Genomic DNA, 19,066 nt, shown 5'->3' with positions numbered 1-19,066 from the left:
TATTACGAGTGCAGATTAATCTGCCTTTTGTGGATCAAATAAGCGGTCTTTAATAAAGAAAGCGGGTATCAGGCCGCAAAGAAAATAGGCAATGCCCATAATCAGTAAGCCGGTACCAATTGAGCCTCCTTGAGCAAAATAGCCAATGGTAAGAGGTGCAAACACCGCACCCAGTCGGCCTACGTTATATGCCCCACCCACTGCTGTTCCACGCACTTTAGTGGAGAAGCTTTCTGTCATGTAAGTCGCATTAATACCGTATGGAATACCATAGAGAAAACCGAAAAATAACATCAGCCAGAGGATATTATCCGGCGTATTACCAAAGACAATCACAGGGATAAAAATTGCAGTACCCATAGTGCCGAAAGCAAATACCGCACGACGGCCAATCCGGTCAGCGATAAAACCAGCAATAACTTTGGTACACATCATGATCAGGAAAGTCCCGATCATATACATGGTCATTTCTTTAAACTTGATTCCCAGATCAGTCTCTAAATACGCCGGTAGCCAGTTGCTGACTCCATAATATCCAAACTGTAAAAATGCGGTACTGAAGGACCAGAGGATAAACATGCGACGGCTAAGTGCATCTTCAAAAATCATTTTAAAAGTATTTTTTGGTTTTTCCTGCAGAATACCACTGGCTTTTGCATCCAGGCGTGCTTTACGCGCATCTAACCAGGCTTTCGGCTCAGGCACCAAGAAGTACATCGCGAAGGCCAGTACAATTGGAATAATGGCAATATAATAGAGGTATCGCCAGCCAAATTCAGGCAATAGCCATCCAGCCAGAACAGTTGCGACCACCGAGCCTAAAGTCCAGCCAGTCATAAGCGTTGCCAATACTGTAGAGCGATATTTGGTGGGTACATACTCTGCCATGAGTGTGTTACAGGCAATATATAGAGCACCTAGTCCAATCGCAGACGTAAAGCGCAGCCATTTGAACTGATCATAACTTTCTACGAATCCTAACCAGAAGGTTAATGAAGAAAATAATGCAATGGCAATGACGATCACACGAACCCGGCCAAAACGGTCACATGCCCAGCCGCCAAAAAAACCGCCGATAGCCATCCCTGCAAGCGTCCAGCTTCCTAAGGCACCAGCCTGCATATTACTTAATGAAAACTCTTGTTTCAGACTGGTCAGACTATAGGCCAATAATGCAATATCAGCACCATCAACCAGCAATGCCAAAAATGAGAAGATAAAGGCCAGAATCCAGGCTCTTTGCTTGGGCTCGTTTCCACCTTCCACTGGGTGTTGTTGTGAACTGATCGTATCCATAATGCTCTTTCTACTTTTCGGCACTCCTGTGCCTTTTAAAACGTATATTTCACTTAATTATTGAGGTGAAATATAGAATATTTGCTGCTCATTACCATGCTTTAGCAAAGTGGTATAAAAATGATTTTCAAAGTTTTTGATAAAGTTGCTCTACAAAATCACATAGCAATACATTGAAAGATGCGATTAAGCACAATTCTTAAACCCGTAAAACAATCTAGCCAGCAATGCTGGCTAGGTTAAACTCAGGTTTAGTTGCAAAAGGCTGCAATTCCGGTTTGTGCACGACCTAAAATCAGGGCATGTACATCATGGGTACCTTCATAGGTATTTACCACTTCCAGATTAACCAGATGACGGGCTACACCGAATTCATCGCTAATGCCATTTCCACCCATCATGTCACGGGCCAAACGGGCAATATCCAGTGCCTTGCCGCAGTTGTTGCGCTTGATCAGTGATGTACCTTCAACTGAAGCAATGCCTTCATCCTTCATGCGGCCAAAACGTAAAGCCACCTGTAAGCCAAGGGCAATTTCAGTTTGCATATCTGCCAGTTTTTTCTGAATTAACTGATTCGCAGCAAGTGGTCGGCCAAACTGTTTACGATCCATGGTGTATTGATGTGCGGTATGCCAGCAGAATTCTGCAGCTCCCATGGCACCCCAGGCAATCCCGTAACGCGCACTATTCAAGCAAGTAAAAGGCCCTTTTAAACCACGAACTTCCGGAAATGCATTTTCTTCTGGAACAAAGACGTTATCCATTACAATTTCACCGGTGATCGAGGCACGTAGACCCACTTTACCGTGAATCGCTGGAGCAGAAAGCCCTTCCCAGCCTTTTTCTAGAATAAAGCCACGAATGTCACCGACATTACCTTCGGCAGAAACTTCTTTAGCCCAAACTACAAATACATCAGCAATCGGGCTGTTGGTAATCCACATTTTTGCGCCAGTTAAACGGTAACCACCCTCGACTTTTTTGGCACGGCTAATCATGCTGCCCGGATCCGAACCATGATCCGGCTCGGTCAGGCCGAAGCAACCAATATACTCACCGGTTGCTAATTTTGGTAAATACTTCTGCTTTTGCTCTTCAGAACCAAATTCATTAATGGGTACCATCACCAGAGAGCTTTGTACGCTGGCCATTGAGCGATAACCTGAATCGACACGTTCAACTTCACGAGCAATCAGACCATAACTGACATAATTTAAACCTGCACCGCCGTACTGTTCCGGAATGGTTGGGCCTAGCAGACCAAGTTCACCCATCTCACGGAAAATAGCCGGATCGGTTTTTTCATGGCGGAACTGTTCCAGTACCCGCGGCATCAGTTTGTCTTGACAGTACGCTGCCGCTGCATCGCGGATCATGCGCTCTTCTGACGTCAGTTGCTGTTCGATTAAAAACGGGTCTTGCCAATCAAATCTAATTTTTGTCGTCATTTTAATATTTCCTTATTTTAAAATTATGAGATCAGGCGGTTGCTTGTTTAATCATTTCACGCGCAATAATAATTTGCTGGATTTGTGTCGTTCCTTCATATAAACGGAACAGACGCACATCACGGTAGAAACGTTCAATTGAATATTCACTGATATAACCCGCTCCGCCATGAATCTGCAAACAGCGATCAGCAACTCGACCACACATTTCAGTTGCAAACATTTTGGCACAAGAGGCTTCAGTCGTAACATTTTGGCCAGCATCACGTAGACGCGCAGCATCCAGAACCATACATTTGGCTGCATAAATCTCGGCTTTGGAGTCTGCCAACATACCCTGGATCAGCTGGAAATTCGCAATGGGCTGACCAAACTGTTTGCGCTCCACTGCATAGTTAAGTGCGTCTTCCAGCATACGCTCTGCCATGCCGACGCTATAACCGGCAATGTGCAGACGACCCTTATCCAGCACACGCATAGCTGTTTTAAAGCCAATTCCTTCTACACCGCCAATCAGCTGATCTTTATGCACTTTACAGTTATCAAAAATCACATCACAGGTATAGGAACCATGTTGGCCCATTTTCTTGTCAATTTTACCTAGGCTTAAACCAGGCGTACCTGCTTCAACTAAAAATGCTGAAATACCGCTAGCACCTTTAATCTCTTGATTGGTACGTGCCATCACGGTAAATGTCGTGGCACGTGGTGCATTGGTGATGAAGCGTTTAGTTCCGTTTAAAATATAATAATCGCCGTCTTTGACTGCACTGGTTTTTAAAGCAGCAGCGTCTGAGCCGGAATCCGGTTCGGTCAAACAGAATGAACCAATAATTTCGCCCGTTGCATAACGCGGTAAATATTTCTGTTTTTGCTCTTCTGTACCGTCGATAATGATGCCGCTTGAGCCAATGCCGTTGTTAGTACCAATTAAAGAGCGAAAGGCAGCCGATGTATGGCCCAATTCCATCGCGACCAGAATTTCTTCTTCCATGGTAATGCCTAAACCACCATATTCTTCAGGAATCGTCAGGCCAAACAAGCCCAGCTCTTTCATCTGTTCCACAATATGTTCAGGAATGGCATTGTTCTCTTCTACTTCATGCTCAAGAGGCACCAGTTCATTTTTTACAAAATCGCGAATCGTTGACAGAAGTTGGTCGAGCATTTCCGGATCACGAATCATATGAATCTCCATGGATATAATTTAGGTAAATTCCTTTACCCTTATTTTTGTTTCGTATTACGAAATAAATAATCATATAAAATCATTTTGAGCAAGTGAAATTATTAAAAATTTTATATTTTAACTAAAAAATGAAATTTTTCTGGTATTCCAGTTGATTTGTGTTTAATATTTAATTTCACGATACGAAATATTTTGATGAGTGATTATTCTATTTATCAGTTTTTTTGAATAGATAATTAAACCTTTTTTCTTGCTGTAATATTTATCGATCACTGACTCTTTCGGAGAAATCGAAACTTCTTAAATATATTGGCTACGTGTTAAACCTAAAAAACTAGATGATTTTATATTGTCTTCAAAGTTGGGTAACAGGATTCTTTTCGATCACAAATAATTTCGGCACTTTTTCCTATATTTTATCTTTTGTAGAAGTGTTTTATTTTGTATCGTGAAATTATGTTGCTATCATATTCATTAATTTAACTTTAATTGCCCTGACCATGACAAAAAATAAAACTGGTGAAATTCCCAACTTTGATGAAATCCGTTTAGATCCGATTTCACATATTCATAGAGAAAATAATCCTCAATTTATTGCGTCTATTGCGCGTGGATTGGAAATCTTACGTTGCTTTTCAGCGACCAATCAATTGCTTGGCAATCAGGAAATTGCACAATTAACCAACTTACCCAAGCCAACTGTGGCCCGTATTACCAGCACCCTGGTTTCTTTAGGTTATTTAAAACAACTGCCGAATACCACGAAATATCTGCTGGATGTTGGCGTATTAGCTTTAGGCTATGCAGCTTTAAGTAATATTTCTGCACGTACTCAGGCTTATCCGTTTATGGAAGAAATGTCACGCTATTCCCAAGCCCCTGTGGCAATGGCTACCCGTGACCGTCTCAGCATGATTTATCTGGAAGTAGTACATACAGAATCGACACTGACTATGCGCCGCCCTGTCGGTTCGACTTTACCGATTCATAGTAGTGCCATGGGACGTGCCTGTCTGGCAGCGATGGATGTAAAGGAACGCGAATATTTATTTGATGCCATCAAGAAAAGAAACGAAGATCAGTGGCCAACCATCAAGCGTAATCTGGAACGTGCAATCCGTGATTATCAGGATTATGGCTACTGTCTGTCTTTAGGTGACTGGGCTAAGGATGTGAATTCCGTGGCAGTTCCGTTGGTTCACCCCAAACATGGGATATTAACGTTTAACTGTGGTGCCCCAAGTTATCTGTTAAATCAGGAAAAACTGGAAAATGAAATTGGACCGCGTCTGATTCACATGGTGAATAATATTGCAATGAATCTCAATAACATATAAAAAATTATTTATCAGAGCGACATTAAGTCGCTCTTTTATTGAATACCCAATCTACACATCTTCTTCCTTTATCCAGAATTCTCAGCAAACCTTTTTAATGCTGCGAAATAGATAAGATTTAAAAAAGATAAATTCCTATTCCAAATAAAAAGATCAAAAATAAGCTTCATAACCGATTTAGATAATGCTATAAATATCGTATAGCGAAATTGGATTTTATATTATGGAAGATATAACAAGAGAATCGATGGAGTTTGACGTCGTCATCGTAGGCGCAGGCCCTGCGGGTCTTTCTGCTGCGATCAAAATCCGTCAACTTGCAATTGAAAACAACTTAAACGATTTGTCCGTTTGTGTCGTAGAAAAAGGCTCCGAAGTCGGTGCGCATATTCTGTCTGGTGCTGTGCTTGAACCGCGTGCCATGAACGAGCTGTTCCCGGACTGGAAAGAACAGGGTGCCCCGCTGAATGTCCCGGTGACTGAAGATAAAACCTTCTTCCTGCTTTCAGATGAAAAATCACAGGAAGCACCGCACTGGATGGTGCCTAAAACCATGCATAACGATGGCAACTATGTCATTTCACTGGGCAATGTGGTGCGCTGGTTAGGCCAGAAAGCCGAAGAACTGGAAGTGTCGATCTTTCCGGGCTTTGCAGCCTCGGAAATTCTGTATCATGCCGATGGCACAGTCAAAGGCATCCAAACCGGTGACATGGGCATTGGTAAAGATGGCGAACCAACGCATAACTTTACCCCGGGTTATGAACTGCATGCCAAATACACGATTTTTGCTGAAGGCTGCCGTGGTCATTTAGGTAAACGTCTGATCCAGAAGTTCAACCTGGACAAGGACGCGGATCCGCAACATTACGGTATCGGCATTAAAGAGCTTTGGGAAATCGATCCTGCCAAGCATAAACCGGGTCTGGTCATGCATGGTGCCGGCTGGCCACTAAATGAAACTGGTTCTTCAGGTGGCTGGTGGTTATACCATGCTGAGAATAACCAGGTGACTCTGGGCATGATCGTAGATCTGTCTTACACCAACCCGCATATGTATCCCTTCATGGAAATGCAGCGCTGGAAAACCCATCCATTAATTAAGCAATATCTGGAAGGTGGTAAGCGTATTTCTTATGGTGCGCGTGCTGTGACCAAAGGTGGTTTTAACTCATTACCAAAATTCACTTTCCCAGGTGGCTCGTTAATTGGTGATGATGCCGGCTTCCTGAACTTTGCCAAGATCAAGGGCTCACATACTGCGATGAAATCCGGCATGCTCTGCGGTGAAGCGGTATTTGAGGCGATTGCGGCCGGTGTAGAAAAAGGCGGTGATCTGGCGGTGGCGCGTGTGGCAGAGGGCGAAGATTTCTTTGTCAAGGAACTGACCGCTTATACCGACAAGTTCAACAACAGCTGGCTGAAAGAAGAGTTATACAACTCGCGTAACTTTGGCCCGGCCATGCACAAGTTCGGTCAATGGATCGGGGGTGCCTTTAACTTTATCGACCAAAACGTGTTTAAAGTGCCGTTCACCCTGCACGATCTGGTTCAAGATCATGCTGCGTTAAAAACCCAGGCAGCTGAAAGTTTCAAGCCGACCTATCCAAAACCGGATGGCAAGCTGACTTTTGACCGTTTGTCTTCGGTGTTTGTATCGAACACGGTCCATGAAGAAAACCAGCCAGCACATTTGAAACTCACCGATGCTTCAATTCCGGTGGAAGTAAATCTACCGAAATGGGATGAGCCTGCACAGCGTTACTGCCCGGCGGGTGTCTATGAAATCATGGAAAATAATGACGGTTCGAAACGCTTCCAGATCAATGCAGCCAACTGTGTGCACTGCAAGACCTGTGACATCAAGGATCCGTCACAGAACATCACCTGGGTGACACCGGAAGGTGGTGGTGGTCCGAATTACCCGAATATGTAAGGTAATTCCTGTGAAGGAGAAAAATACATTTATTTCTCACATTCACATACCCAATCTTGAAGCAGTTAGTATTAACACTTCACTTTAATTTTTTAGGTAATCCCAGTTCCCTCGGGAGCTGGAATTAATAAGCTAGAATAACCTGAGTTCGATGAAATCCACTTAGCCTTTTAGCATATTTTGGAAAGTTGGCTTATTGGGGTTCAAGCAATAAGCCACTACAGCAGCCATAATATTCACCATGAAGTTGTTGACCGAACGATGACGTGAATGTTCAAGTTGCTGCAAATTTTTTAACTGATCATTTACTGTTTCGATCAATCCTCTTTTGCAAAGCAATTGTTTTTCTTGTTCAGTATGAATAGGTTTATTTTTCATATTCCTGCGTGATGGAGTCAATATTTTTAGTCCTCTGGCTGCTAAAGCTTCAGCTTTTGCTTTGCTCAAATAGCCTTTATCTCCGAGTAAAATTCCTTTTAACTCTTTAGTTAAAGATTCAAGTACAGCAACATCATGAACATTTCCTGATGTAAGTGTGAGATTAATAATTTCACCTAAATTATTGATAATCAGGTGTAATTTAAAACCATAAAACCAACCCGTACTACTTTTTCCACGACCGGCCAAACCTTTAAATACACGATGCCTTTTAATCCGAAGATTATGGCAAACCACCAATTTAGTGGAGTCAATGATACTGATTCCCGTATCTTTTCCTTTCACTTGATGGAAGAAACTACTCAGAGCTTGCAAACAACGGGGCATGATTTCAATAAATCGGTTGTAGCTAAGCAGTTTAGGAAAAGCAGATTTCCAGAATGGAACGATCATTTGGCAATAAAAATATTTGAAGAATCTAAACCCGGATTGATGAAATAAAATGACAATGGTCATTGCTTCAGACAAGCTTAAAGCTGACTTTTTCAGCCTGGTTTTTTGATCAGAAATTAAAGCTTTCTCTAAAGACTCATTAAATTTTTTGCAGAAATCATCCAAAATACAAAATAATTCGGTAATATGATCCATTGAAAAGCCTTGTTTTATAACATTTTGTCTTGAGAACCAATATGTTACAAATACAGGGCTTTTTTTTCTACTCTTTTTTTATATCGAACTCAGGTTAGAATAGAAATAATAGAAAAGATTGCATATAGGGTCAGAGATAAAAATGGCCTATTCGAAACCGAGTAAGCCATCTTTAAGATTTAAAACAAATAACGAAAATTTTTAGTCATTCATCTATGGATTATTGCTGAGCCACAAACTTGGCACGCGCTGCATGCAATTTCTTATAGCTGTCAATCAGGCGTAAATGACGGTCCAGTCCTTCAAGCTGCATATTGGTTTCGGTCAAACCATAGAAACGAACTGTGCCTTCGATTGAACCTAGAACGGCATCCATACGGGCATCACCAAACATACGGCGGAAGTTGTGCTCATAATCATCCAGTTCCATTTCATCATCCAGAATGACTTCCAGAACGACATTCATGCACTGGTAGAACAGGCCACGTTCAACGGTATTGGTATTGAACTGCAGGAACTGCTCAACCAGATCTTTGGCTTCTTCAAATTGCTGCAAAGCCACATAAATCAGCAGTTTCAGTTCCAGAATAGTGAGTTGGCCCCATTCAGTATTTTCATCGAACTCGATACCGATCAAGGTTTTGATTTCGGTATAGTCATCCTCATCTGCTTCTTCCAGACGCTCAACCAGTGCTTCCAATTGTTCATCATCCAGACGGTGCAGATTCAGGATATCTTCACGATATAACAAAGCCTTGTTGGTATTGTCCCAAACCAGATCTTCTACCAGATAAATTTCCGAATAGCCCGGTACCAGAATACGGCAAGCTGTTGCACCTAGATGCTGATACACCGCCATATAAACTTCATGGCCCATGTCTTCCAGAATCGTGAATAATTCCTGAGCTTCGTCCGCATTCGAATTTTGACCGTTATTAGTGAAATCCCACTCGACAAAATCATAATCTGATTTCGCGCTGAAGAAACGCCAAGACACTACACCGCTCGAGTCGATGAAATGCTCGACGAAGTTATTTGGTTCAGTCACGGCATTACTGCTAAAGGTTGGTTTTGGCAGATCATTCAGACCTTCAAAACTACGGCCTTGCAATAACTCAGTCAGACTGCGTTCCAAAGCCACTTCAAAGTTTGGATGGGCACCAAATGAGGCAAATACACCGCCGGTACGTGGGTTCATCAAGGTGACACACATGACCGGGAACTGACCGCCTAAAGATGCATCTTTGACCAGAACCGGGAAGCCCTGTTCTTCTAGGCCTTTAATGCCTTCAACAATTTTTGGATATTTTGCCAGAACATGTTCAGGCACATCCGGTAGTGCCAGTTCACCTTCCAGAATTTCGCGTTTTACCCCACGTTCGAAAATTTCAGAAAGACATTGTACTTGCGCTTCAGCCAAGGTATTGCCGGCACTCATCCCGTTACTTAAGTAAAGGTTTTCGATCAGATTCGACGGGAAATAAACGGTTTCACCATCAGACTGACGTACAAATGGCAATGAACAGATGCCACGTGCTTTATTACCAGAGTTGGTGTCGTAAAGATGGATACCCAATAATTCATCTTCAGGATCATAAATTTCACGGGTATGTTCATCTAAAACTTCTGCAGGTAGTTCGCCATTTGGACCTGGCTGGAACCATTTTTCATCTGGATAATGCACAAATTCGGCATTGGCAATATCCTCACCCCAGAACTGGTCGTTATAGAAAAAGTTGCAATTCAGACGCTCAATAAATTCGCCCAAGGCAGATGCCAGCGCACTTTCTTTGGTCGAACCCTTACCATTGGTAAAGCACATTGGTGACTGCGCATCACGGATATGTAGCGACCATACATTCGGCACGATATTACGCCAAGACGCGATTTCAATCTTCATGCCAAGGCCTGCCAGAATGGCAGACATATTGGCAATCGTTTCTTCCAGCGGAAGGTCCTTACCCGGAATGAAAGTCGTATGGTCAGAAGCCAGACTTGGCATTAACAAGGCCTGAGCATCTGCATCGATACTTTCTACTTCTTCAATGACAAATTCAGGACCGGTTTGAATTACTTTTTTGACGGTACAACGGTCGATCGAACGTAAAATTCCCTGGCGGTCTTTTTCAGAAATATCAGCCGGTAGTTCCACCTGAATTTTAAAAATCTGTTTATATCGGTTTTCAGGATCAACGATATTGTTTTGAGATAGGCGGATATTGTCGGTCGGAATATCACGTGCCGCGCAATAGACTTTGACAAAATAAGCCGCACATAAAGCTGAAGATGCCAGAAAATAATCGAATGGGCCGGGTGCCGAACCATCGCCTTTATAGCGGATCGGCTGATCGGCGATTACCGTGAAGTCATCGAACTTGGCTTCCTGACGAAGATTATCGAGATAATTGACCTTAATTTCCATGTGGATACCTAAATATTCTTATGTGCCGTCACGGACAGATAAGATGCTGAATCTGAATATACAAGCCGGTTCACGGAGGAGAACTTGAATGAAAAATAGAAAATGGTCAGGTTATGCCATTTGACGAAGTGTCTGGATAACGCTGCCGAGAATGGGCGCTATTATAGAATTATTTTATGAAATTGATAATATTTGTCTGAAATTCTGGCAGATTAAACCAGATCCTCAGTCTTTCCTGAGCTGCCGGAGCATGAATCAACTTCAAGTCATGGCTTATACTATTAATCAAAGTTGCAGATAAGGCAGATTTTCACCCGCCTAGTCTGAATGATTTCATAATTTTAAAAATCATAACTCAGTGCAAATACTGCAAGATTACGCTGCTTGTCATCATAACGGTCATAACCGCCAAAGATATATTCACCCGACAAACTTACCTGAGGTAAGAGCGCATAACTAAGTCCGGCAGAAGCATAACGAAAGGCAAACTGCTTTTCGGTATCGCCCAGTTCACCGCCCTCATATTTGCCTTCATCGTTAAAATAGCTTCCCGCTGCCGTAACGCTGGCATTCAGGCGATCATTCAACTGATGATTCAGGTTAAGCGTATAAAAAGTATCGCCCTGATTGGCATAAGCCACATCATACAGATAGGTCGATACACTGGCGCCAATACTGGTCTGATCATTCAATGCACGACTTATATTTAAACCCAGCTCATTTCCGGTAGTATGCTTGCCGCCCGGATAATAATAGGTTGCGTTCCATAGATCCCAATCATAATTTTCGCTGCTATGGGTATAACCCAGCAGAAAGTTATGCTCGAATTTGTCTGAACGATGTCCCTGACGCCCCTGCACTTCTGCATAAGAGTATCCAAGCGTAGATCCCCAATATCCGACATAAAAATTACCATAAGCCAGATTCAATGCAGCCTGTACAGCAACATCATCATTTTCAGGCGCATTGGTCAAACCGCGGGAGACGTATTTGGAGACCACACTCAAGTTTCCGCTTGCTTCTATTTGTTTTACTTCCGCATCATCGGCATAACAGTAAAAACTTGAAACAGCAGCACAGCCAAACAGCACTGTTTGATTGAATATTTTCATAAAATATAAATGTATAGGACTTACGCATTGACGGATTTAAAAAAGTCTCAAACTACTTTATAACGTATCTGTGATCAGACGAACTAAACATGCTTCTACAGCAACTTGTACATTACCCATTTATATGGGCTTTCTCATGACAGAACCGAACTCTATTAGCTGCACACAACTTGCCGAGACTTATAATATCTCGCATGATAGTGTAAATCGCTTTCTAGAGCGTGAAGACTACACACCTCACGACCTATATCAAGAATCAATTCAACATATTGATAATAATAAACTTATAGTCAGTATTGATGATACTGTTTTAGATAAACCATATAGTCAACATATGGACTTGGTTAGCTATTTTTGGTCAGGCAAACACCACCGATCCGTCAAGGGTATTAATCTCATTACCTTGTATGCGACAGATCAAAATGGTCAAAATATTCCAATTAATTTCCGAATTTATGACAAATCTGAAAGTAAAACCAAGAATGATTACTTTATGGATATGTTAAGTGAAGTACTCAGTTGGGGTGCAAAGATTCAATTTATTACAGGTGATAGTTGGTATTCATCGACTGAAAATCTAAAAACCATAAGAAAACATGGTATTCGATTTATGTTTGGTATCGACAGTAACCGTAAGGTTTCCCCTGAAAAAGGACAATGGTTTCAACTCCGTTTATTGCCGAATTTCCATCAGGGTCAAGTGGTCTGGCTCAAAGATTTTGGCTTTGTACAATTATTTAAGACTCAGTTAAAAGAACAGCAGAGGTTTTATATTGTGCATCAAGATGAAGATGATTTATTGTCCTTTGAGGGTTTTCATGAATTGCATTCAAGTCATTGGAAAATAGAGCAATATCACCGGGTGATTAAACAGGTTTGTCATATTGAAAAGTTTCAAGTAAGACGATCTAAACTGATTTTGAATCATATTTTTTCAGCCTTGATGGCCTACGTTGAGATACAAAAGAACCAGTTTGAGCGGATCTTTGAAAATGTATATCGTTGGCAGAAGAAATTATTTAGACCAGTTATCAAAAACTTCATTGATGACTTTATTCTCGATAAAAATCATCTGCTACCACAGAGAATCTATAAATAATAGTGCGTAAGTCCTAATGTATTAAGTAAAGCGGAGATAAAACGACAGCAGTCGAGGTTTTATCTCCGGCTTTGGGAAAAAATTGAAATTCGTTTTACTCCTGCTTTGCCAGATGACAGGAATAAAACCATGATTTAAGCGCGAGGCGCCTTGTAAAAAGGTGCCGATGAAGGCGCAAGAGCAGGTTTGCCACGAATATGGTCTGCCAGTTTTTCAGCGATCATAATCGTAGTTGCATTGAGGTTACCGGTAATGATCAAAGGCATAATCGAGGCGTCAATCACACGCAGACCCTGCATTTCATGTACGCGTCCATAACCATCGACAACCGCCATGTCATCCTCACCCATTTTACAGCTACACGATGGATGATACGCGGTTTCTGCATGATTACGAACAAATTCATCAATTTCAGCATCTGTTTGTAGATGTTTTCCCGGACTGATTTCTTCACCACGATAGGGATCCAATGCCGGCTGATGCATAATTTCCCGGGTAATGCGGATGGCATCGCGGAATTCACGCCAGTCCTGCTCGGTACTCATATAATTAAACAGAATACTTGGATGCTCAAACGGGTCTTTGGATTTCAGACGAACACGGCCACGTGACGGCGAACGCATTGAACCAACATGAGCTTGAAAACCATGCTCATGAATGGCATTGGTGCCATTGTAGTTAATCGCAATCGGTAAAAAGTGATACTGAATATTCGGCCATTCAAATTCATCTGAAGAGCGGATAAAACCACCTGCTTCAAACTGATTGCTCGCGCCAATGCCCTTACCCAAAAATAACCATTCTGCCCCAATCATCGGCTGGTTATACCATTTCAAAGCCGGATATAAGCTCACCGGTTTTTTGCACTGATATTGCAAGTACATTTCCAGATGGTCTTGCAGGTTTTCACCCACTCCCGGTAAATCCTGAACTACAGGAATATCCAGACTTTTTAACAGTTCAGCCGAACCCACACCAGAACGTTGCAGGATTTGCGGTGATGCAATTGCACCAGCACAAAGTAGCACTTCACGATCCGCAAAGACCTGAATCGGCTGTAAGGTATTTTGACCTTCAAAATATTCTACGCCAATCGCCTGATTGCGATTAAACAGAATTCGGTTGGTCATGGCATGGGTAATAATGGTGAGATTATCCCGGCCTTTGGCCATATCCAGATAACCACGTGCCGTACTGGAGCGACGACCTTGTGGTGTCACAGTACGATCCATTGGCCCGAAGCCTTCCTGTTGGTAGCCATTCAGGTCATCAGTACGTGGATAGCCGGCCTGTACACCTGCTTCGACCATGGCATGGAACAGTTCATTATTGCCATTTTTAGGTGTTGCCACCGAAACCGGTCCAGAATCACCATGATAATCATTGCCGCCAATATCGCGCGTTTCAGCTTTTTTATAATACGGCAGACATTCAGCATAGCTCCAGTGTTCTAGCCCCTTCAGGCTGGCCCACTGTTCAAGATCCATAGCATTACCGCGAATGTAACACATGCCGTTAATTAATGAAGAACCGCCCAGACCTTTTCCGCGCCCGCACTCCATACGACGATTATTCATATGAGGTTCGGGATCGGTCAGATAGGCCCAGTTATAGCGTCGTCCCTGTAATGGATAAGCCAATGCAGCAGGCATTTGTGTTCTGAAGTCTAGACGGTAATCCGGCCCACCTGCTTCCAGCAATAGGACTTTCACATCCGGATCTTCAGTTAAACGCGCTGCGAGTACATTCCCTGCCGAACCTGCACCGATAATAATATAGTCGTAATTCATCCAATCCTCCCTTATGCGCTAAATACAGACTGGAAAGGACTAAGTTCAACTTGCACCGACTTGGTCTGGGTATATTGCTGTAGCGTGACAATACCGTTTTCGCGACCGACACCTGAATGTTTATAGCCACCGACAGGCATTTCTGCCGGTGATTCGCCCCAGGTATTAATCCAGCAAATGCCGGCTTCGATTTGATGAATAATACGATGCGCACGTGCCAGATTCGGTGTCACGACACCAGCTGCCAAACCATATTCGGTATCATTGGCACGACGAATCGCCTCTTCTTCTGAGTCATAACTCAGAATACTCATGACTGGACCAAAAATTTCTTCACGGACAATCGTCATGTCGTCACGGCAATCGGTAAATACCGTTGGTAGCACATAAGCGCCTTGGGCAAACTGCTCATCTTCAGCACGGCCGCCACCACACAATAAGCGTGCACCTTCGATCTTGCCCTGTTCAATATAGCCCAGCACTTTTTCCATATGAGAGAAGCTGGACACTGGACCAAAATTGGTCTCAGGATCAAGTGGATCCCCCATACGGATATAAGGAATACGCTGCAAAATCTTGTCTTCAAATTCTGCTTTCAAGGCCAAAGGGATAAATACCCGGGTTCCATTGGTACAGACCTGACCAGAACTGTAGAAGTTAGCCATCATGGCTATATCTGCCGCCAGATCCAGATCGGCATCTTCACAGATAATCAGCGGGGATTTTCCGCCCAGCTCCATGGTGACTTCTTTCAGGCTGGAATTTGCAGCTTGGGCCATGACTTTTTTGCCGGTTGCGACACCACCGGTAAATGAAACTTTGGCTATGTCCGGATGTGAAGTCAGATAGCCACCAATGTCACCACTACCGGTCACCACATTGAATACGCCATGCGGCACACCGGCTTCAGTATAAATTTCTGCCAGTTTTAATGCAGTTAATGGCGTGATTTCACTGGCTTTAAAGATCATGGCATTGCCTGCTGCCAGTGCAGGTGCAGATTTCCATAAGGCGATTTGAATCGGGTAATTCCATGCACCAATCCCGGCAACTACACCCAAAGGTTCACGGCGAGTATAAACAAACGAACTGCTTCTGAGCGGGATTTGCTGGCCTTCTAATGATGGCAAAATACCTGCATAGTATTCGAGTACATCTGCACCTGTCGCAATATCGACGGTGGATGTTTCACTGAAAGCTTTACCACTGTCGAGACTTTCTAAACGCGCCAGCTCGTCATTACGTTCACGGAGGATGGCAACAGCCTTGTTCAAAATACGGGAACGTTGAATCGCCGTCATTTCTGCCCAGACTTTTTGTCCTTGTTGTGCCGATTCAACAGCGCGATCGATATCTTTTCGCGTACATACCTGCACGTCTGCCAGAATTTCGCCTGTTGCAGGATTAATCGTTTGAAACGTGCTATTGGACGTTGCATCGACATATTGTCCATGAATATAAGGACGTTGCAGTTTGAATGTTGTCAATGGAATTTCCTCGCAGGTGGGTTATTTGAGTTGTTGCCGGATATATTCACTACACAGTTCAATCGGCAGTTCTGGGTCAATTTCGCCATTTACCAAAGCACCTCTTAACCAGAATCCATCAATCAATGCTGCCAAACCTTGAGCGGCTTTCTCTGCCTGGTCTTTATTCAACTTTTTCATGAATTCATATTTAAGGTTGGAATGTAAGCGGTAATGATTGATCTGCTGTAACCGATGTAACTCAGGTTGATGCAAACTGCTAGCCCAGAACGCCAACCAGACTTTCATGGCCGCCTTGTCGGTTTGTGGAGCAGCAAAATTACCACGTACGATCGCCAGTAAGCGCTGCTCCGGTAAGTCATCAACCTGTATCTTTATCTGTGCAACAGATTTACCCAATTGCTGCAATAAGTAACGCATTGTGGCTTCAATCAAGCCATTTTTACCTCGAAAGTAATGACTTATGATGCCGGTTGAGACACCTGCTCTCTGGGCAATCTGACTAATTGAAGCTTCTGCAAAACCTAGCTCATTCACTGCAGCTAAGGTGGCATCGATCAGTTGCTGACGACGGATCGGTTGCATACCAACTTTGGGCATAGGACTAACCTGAATAACGGATGTAACAATAAAAAATCACTCTGCTAAAGCAAATAGCTGAATGATGTAACAATTCATAAACGCTTTTTTAATTGAACGTTCAATTAATAAAAATTATAGTGCCAGCTCACCCTTGATGTACAGCGCAGTTTGTTTTGGATTTGCAAAAGTTTGTAATTCACGAAAACAAGGAAGCTTTACCGCAGGCTTTTGCTTTTAAATCACACTGCACTGTAGATCATCCGGCAACAACACGATGGTCATGGATTTATGCAAAAGAAAAATGAAGAGATGCAAGATGGTCTGAATAAAGTAGTTTTTTATTTTTCGGCGACACTTATTCTGCTGTTTTCTATCATTACCATTTTATTTAATGAACAAGCCAATCAAGTCATTATCAATATTTTAAACTGGGTCAGTCGTACCTTTAGCTGGTATTACCTGCTAGCGGCAACGCTGTATCTGGTTTTTATCGTCTTTATCGCCTGTTCCCGTTATGGCGAGATTAAATTAGGCCCCAAACATTCCAAGCCAGAATTTAGCCTGTTGAGTTGGTCGGCGATGCTATTTTCTGCCGGAATCGGGATTGACCTGATGTTTTTCTCAGTGGCGGAACCGCTTTCGCATTATATAAATCCGCCTGTAGGCGAAGGTGAAACCTTCGAAGCTGCGCGCCAGTCCATGGTATGGACCCTGTTTCACTACGGTTTAACCGGCTGGAGTATGTATGCACTGATTGGGGTCGCGCTAGGTTATTTCAGCTATCGCTATAATTTACCGCTCACCATCCGATCAGCACTCTATCCTATTTTTGGAAAAAAAATTAATGGTCCAATTGGCCATACTGTGGATACGGCTGCAGTACTCGGCACGATTTTCGGGATTGCCACCACCTGCGGGATTGGCGTTGTGCAATTAAATTACGGCCTGCATGTATTGTTTGATTTACCAGAAAATATCTGGATTCAAACTGCACTCATCGCCGTTGCCGTGATTATTACTATTATTTCAGTCACTGCCGGTGTCAATAAAGGCATCCGGATCCTGTCTGAAATTAATATCTATGTATCAATTGGGCTGCTGCTATTCATTCTGTTTGTAGGCAATACCGAGTTTTTATTAGCCGCCTTGATTCAGAATTTTGGTGACTATATCAGCCAGTTCCCGAAGCTTTCTTTAACCAGTTTTCCTTTTGAACAACCGAAAGAGTGGATGAATAGCTGGACCCTGTTCTTCTGGGCATGGTGGATCGCCTGGTCACCTTTTGTCGGTCTGTTCCTGGCCCGTATTTCCCGTGGTCGTACCATTCGTGAATTTGTCACCGGGACTTTGGTTATTCCTCTGTTATTTACCCTGACCTGGTTGTCTATTTTCGGTAACAGTGCTTTATACAGCGTGATTTTTGATGGTAATACTCAACTTGCTACGACAGTTTTAGAAAATCCGGCACATGGTTTTTATGATCTGCTGGCGCAGTATCCAGGCTTTACCTTTACTGCAGGTGTCGCCACCATTACCGGCTTACTGTTCTATGTGACCTCAGCGGACTCGGGGGCATTGGTATTGGGAAATTTCACGACCAAATTCACTAATATTGAACATGATTCACCGCGCTGGCTGAGTGTGTTCTGGGCCATTGCCATCGGTTTGCTGACTTTGGCAATGCTCATGGCGAATGGCGTAACAGCATTACAGAACACTACGATTATTATGGGTCTGCCTTTTAGTTTCGTCATTTTCTTTGTGATGGCCGGACTGTATAAGTCCTTGCGTCTGGAGGATTTTCGGCAGGCCAGTACCAGTTTGAATGCGGCACCTGTGGTCGGTAATGTGGATATCTTGAACTGGAAGAAGCGTCTGAGCCGGGTCATGCTGCATCCAAGCCTGTCCCAGACCCGGACCATGCTGGATAATGTCTGCAAGCCGGCCATCGAGGCCGTTGCAACCGAGTTAATTGACAAAGGCATTCAAGTCAATATTCAGGAAAAATCACTTGAGGAAGAACCTGAACTGTATCACCTTGATCTGACCATTCAGCTCGATGAAGAAGAAAACTTTGTCTATGAAATATGGCCGGTACGCTATGACACGCCAAATTTCAGTTCACGTGGTAAACGAACCAAACGTTATTACTATCGTCTGGAAAGTTATCTGTTTGAAGGCTCTCAGGGCAACGATCTGGTCGGTTATAGTAAGGAACAGGTGATCAATGACATCCTGGATAAATATGAACGCCATATGATGTATCTGCATATTAACCGGATCAGCCCAGGTAAACGTCCGCTGTTCCCGGATCGTAAAATCTAGGATATCTCAACTAC

At 43.1% G+C, this 19,066-nt stretch carries 13 protein-coding genes; 4 read left to right on the top strand and 9 right to left on the bottom strand.

Annotated features, from left to right (window positions below; all coding sequences use genetic code 11):
- Positions 1–15 precede the first annotated feature (15 nt).
- From F890_RS08135 to F890_RS08125, 3 genes are all read right to left on the bottom strand, one after another.
- The gene (locus tag F890_RS08135; RefSeq protein ID WP_005266385.1) at positions 16–1,296 is read right to left on the bottom strand and encodes an MFS transporter; all 1,281 of its coding nucleotides are present in this window, start codon (positions 1,294–1,296) and stop codon (positions 16–18) included.
- Positions 1,297–1,547: 251 nt separating this feature from the next.
- Positions 1,548–2,747, bottom strand: coding sequence for an acyl-CoA dehydrogenase (locus F890_RS08130; RefSeq protein ID WP_005246320.1), 1,200 nt, complete (start codon positions 2,745–2,747; stop codon positions 1,548–1,550).
- A gap of 31 nt (positions 2,748–2,778) precedes the next feature.
- The gene (locus F890_RS08125) at positions 2,779–3,933 is read right to left on the bottom strand and encodes an acyl-CoA dehydrogenase family protein (RefSeq protein WP_004280318.1); all 1,155 of its coding nucleotides are present in this window, start codon (positions 3,931–3,933) and stop codon (positions 2,779–2,781) included.
- A 503-nt stretch (positions 3,934–4,436) separates the two neighbouring features.
- On the opposite strand from F890_RS08125, the gene F890_RS08120 reads away from it, so the two are divergent.
- Both F890_RS08120 and F890_RS08115 read left to right on the top strand, forming a co-directional pair.
- Positions 4,437–5,273 (top strand): IclR family transcriptional regulator, encoded by an 837-nt coding sequence (locus F890_RS08120; protein WP_004280319.1) that lies wholly within the window; start codon positions 4,437–4,439, stop codon positions 5,271–5,273.
- A 223-nt stretch (positions 5,274–5,496) separates the two neighbouring features.
- Positions 5,497–7,209 (top strand): electron transfer flavoprotein-ubiquinone oxidoreductase, encoded by a 1,713-nt coding sequence (locus F890_RS08115; protein WP_005266384.1) that lies wholly within the window; start codon positions 5,497–5,499, stop codon positions 7,207–7,209.
- A 162-nt stretch (positions 7,210–7,371) separates the two neighbouring features.
- On the opposite strand, the gene F890_RS08110 is transcribed toward F890_RS08115, so the two are convergent.
- From F890_RS08110 to F890_RS08100, 3 genes are all read right to left on the bottom strand, one after another.
- Positions 7,372–8,235, bottom strand: a complete 864-nt coding sequence (locus F890_RS08110) for an IS982 family transposase (RefSeq protein ID WP_005265583.1) — start codon at positions 8,233–8,235, stop codon at positions 7,372–7,374.
- A 220-nt stretch (positions 8,236–8,455) separates the two neighbouring features.
- Entirely contained in the window at positions 8,456–10,657 is a 2,202-nt protein-coding gene (locus F890_RS08105; protein ID WP_005266383.1) for an OsmC domain/YcaO domain-containing protein, read from the bottom strand.
- A 341-nt stretch (positions 10,658–10,998) separates the two neighbouring features.
- Positions 10,999–11,769 (bottom strand): TorF family putative porin, encoded by a 771-nt coding sequence (locus F890_RS08100; protein ID WP_005266382.1) that lies wholly within the window; start codon positions 11,767–11,769, stop codon positions 10,999–11,001.
- Between the two features lie 70 nt (positions 11,770–11,839).
- Between F890_RS08100 and F890_RS08095 the strand changes: the two genes are divergently transcribed.
- Positions 11,840–12,868: an IS701 family transposase gene (locus F890_RS08095; protein ID WP_082191740.1), complete on the top strand. Its 1,029-nt coding sequence runs from the start codon at positions 11,840–11,842 to the stop codon at positions 12,866–12,868.
- Positions 12,869–13,002: 134 nt separating this feature from the next.
- On the opposite strand, the gene betA is transcribed toward F890_RS08095, so the two are convergent.
- The 3 genes from betA to betI are packed head-to-tail and all read right to left on the bottom strand — an operon-like array spanning position 13,003 to position 16,745.
- Positions 13,003–14,658 carry a choline dehydrogenase gene (gene betA, locus F890_RS08090; protein ID WP_005266378.1) on the bottom strand — a complete coding sequence of 552 codons (1,656 nt, stop codon included), beginning with the start codon at positions 14,656–14,658 and terminating at the stop codon, positions 13,003–13,005.
- Positions 14,659–14,669: 11 nt separating this feature from the next.
- Positions 14,670–16,145, bottom strand: a complete 1,476-nt coding sequence (betB, locus tag F890_RS08085) for a betaine-aldehyde dehydrogenase (protein WP_005266376.1) — start codon at positions 16,143–16,145, stop codon at positions 14,670–14,672.
- Positions 16,146–16,166: 21 nt separating this feature from the next.
- A complete protein-coding gene (gene betI, locus F890_RS08080) occupies positions 16,167–16,745 on the bottom strand; it encodes a transcriptional regulator BetI (RefSeq protein ID WP_005266375.1) in 579 nt (192 codons plus the stop codon).
- A gap of 270 nt (positions 16,746–17,015) precedes the next feature.
- On the opposite strand from betI, the gene F890_RS08075 reads away from it, so the two are divergent.
- Positions 17,016–19,052: a choline transporter gene (locus tag F890_RS08075; RefSeq protein ID WP_005266374.1), complete on the top strand. Its 2,037-nt coding sequence runs from the start codon at positions 17,016–17,018 to the stop codon at positions 19,050–19,052.
- The last annotated feature ends 14 nt before the right edge of the window (positions 19,053–19,066 follow it).

It is taken from the genome of Acinetobacter sp. CIP 64.7, assembly GCF_000369745.1.
Taxonomy (GTDB): Bacteria; Pseudomonadota; Gammaproteobacteria; order Pseudomonadales; family Moraxellaceae; genus Acinetobacter; species Acinetobacter fasciculus.
The sequence above is the reverse complement of the archived record's forward strand: the minus strand, read 5'-3'. Positions and strand labels throughout refer to the sequence as shown.

Coding starts and splice junctions, on each gene's coding strand:
- F890_RS08075 (WP_005266374.1), top strand. CDS start 17,016: ATGCAAAAGAAAAATGAAGAGATGCAAGATGGTCTGAATAAAGTAGTT.
- F890_RS08110 (WP_005265583.1), bottom strand. CDS start 8,235: ATGGATCATATTACCGAATTATTTTGTATTTTGGATGATTTCTGCAAA.
- F890_RS08115 (WP_005266384.1), top strand. CDS start 5,497: ATGGAAGATATAACAAGAGAATCGATGGAGTTTGACGTCGTCATCGTA.
- betA (WP_005266378.1), bottom strand. CDS start 14,658: ATGAATTACGACTATATTATTATCGGTGCAGGTTCGGCAGGGAATGTA.
- F890_RS08135 (WP_005266385.1), bottom strand. CDS start 1,296: ATGGATACGATCAGTTCACAACAACACCCAGTGGAAGGTGGAAACGAG.
- F890_RS08100 (WP_005266382.1), bottom strand. CDS start 11,769: ATGAAAATATTCAATCAAACAGTGCTGTTTGGCTGTGCTGCTGTTTCA.
- F890_RS08105 (WP_005266383.1), bottom strand. CDS start 10,657: ATGGAAATTAAGGTCAATTATCTCGATAATCTTCGTCAGGAAGCCAAG.
- F890_RS08120 (WP_004280319.1), top strand. CDS start 4,437: ATGACAAAAAATAAAACTGGTGAAATTCCCAACTTTGATGAAATCCGT.
- F890_RS08130 (WP_005246320.1), bottom strand. CDS start 2,747: ATGACGACAAAAATTAGATTTGATTGGCAAGACCCGTTTTTAATCGAA.
- F890_RS08125 (WP_004280318.1), bottom strand. CDS start 3,933: ATGATTCGTGATCCGGAAATGCTCGACCAACTTCTGTCAACGATTCGC.
- betI (WP_005266375.1), bottom strand. CDS start 16,745: ATGCCCAAAGTTGGTATGCAACCGATCCGTCGTCAGCAACTGATCGAT.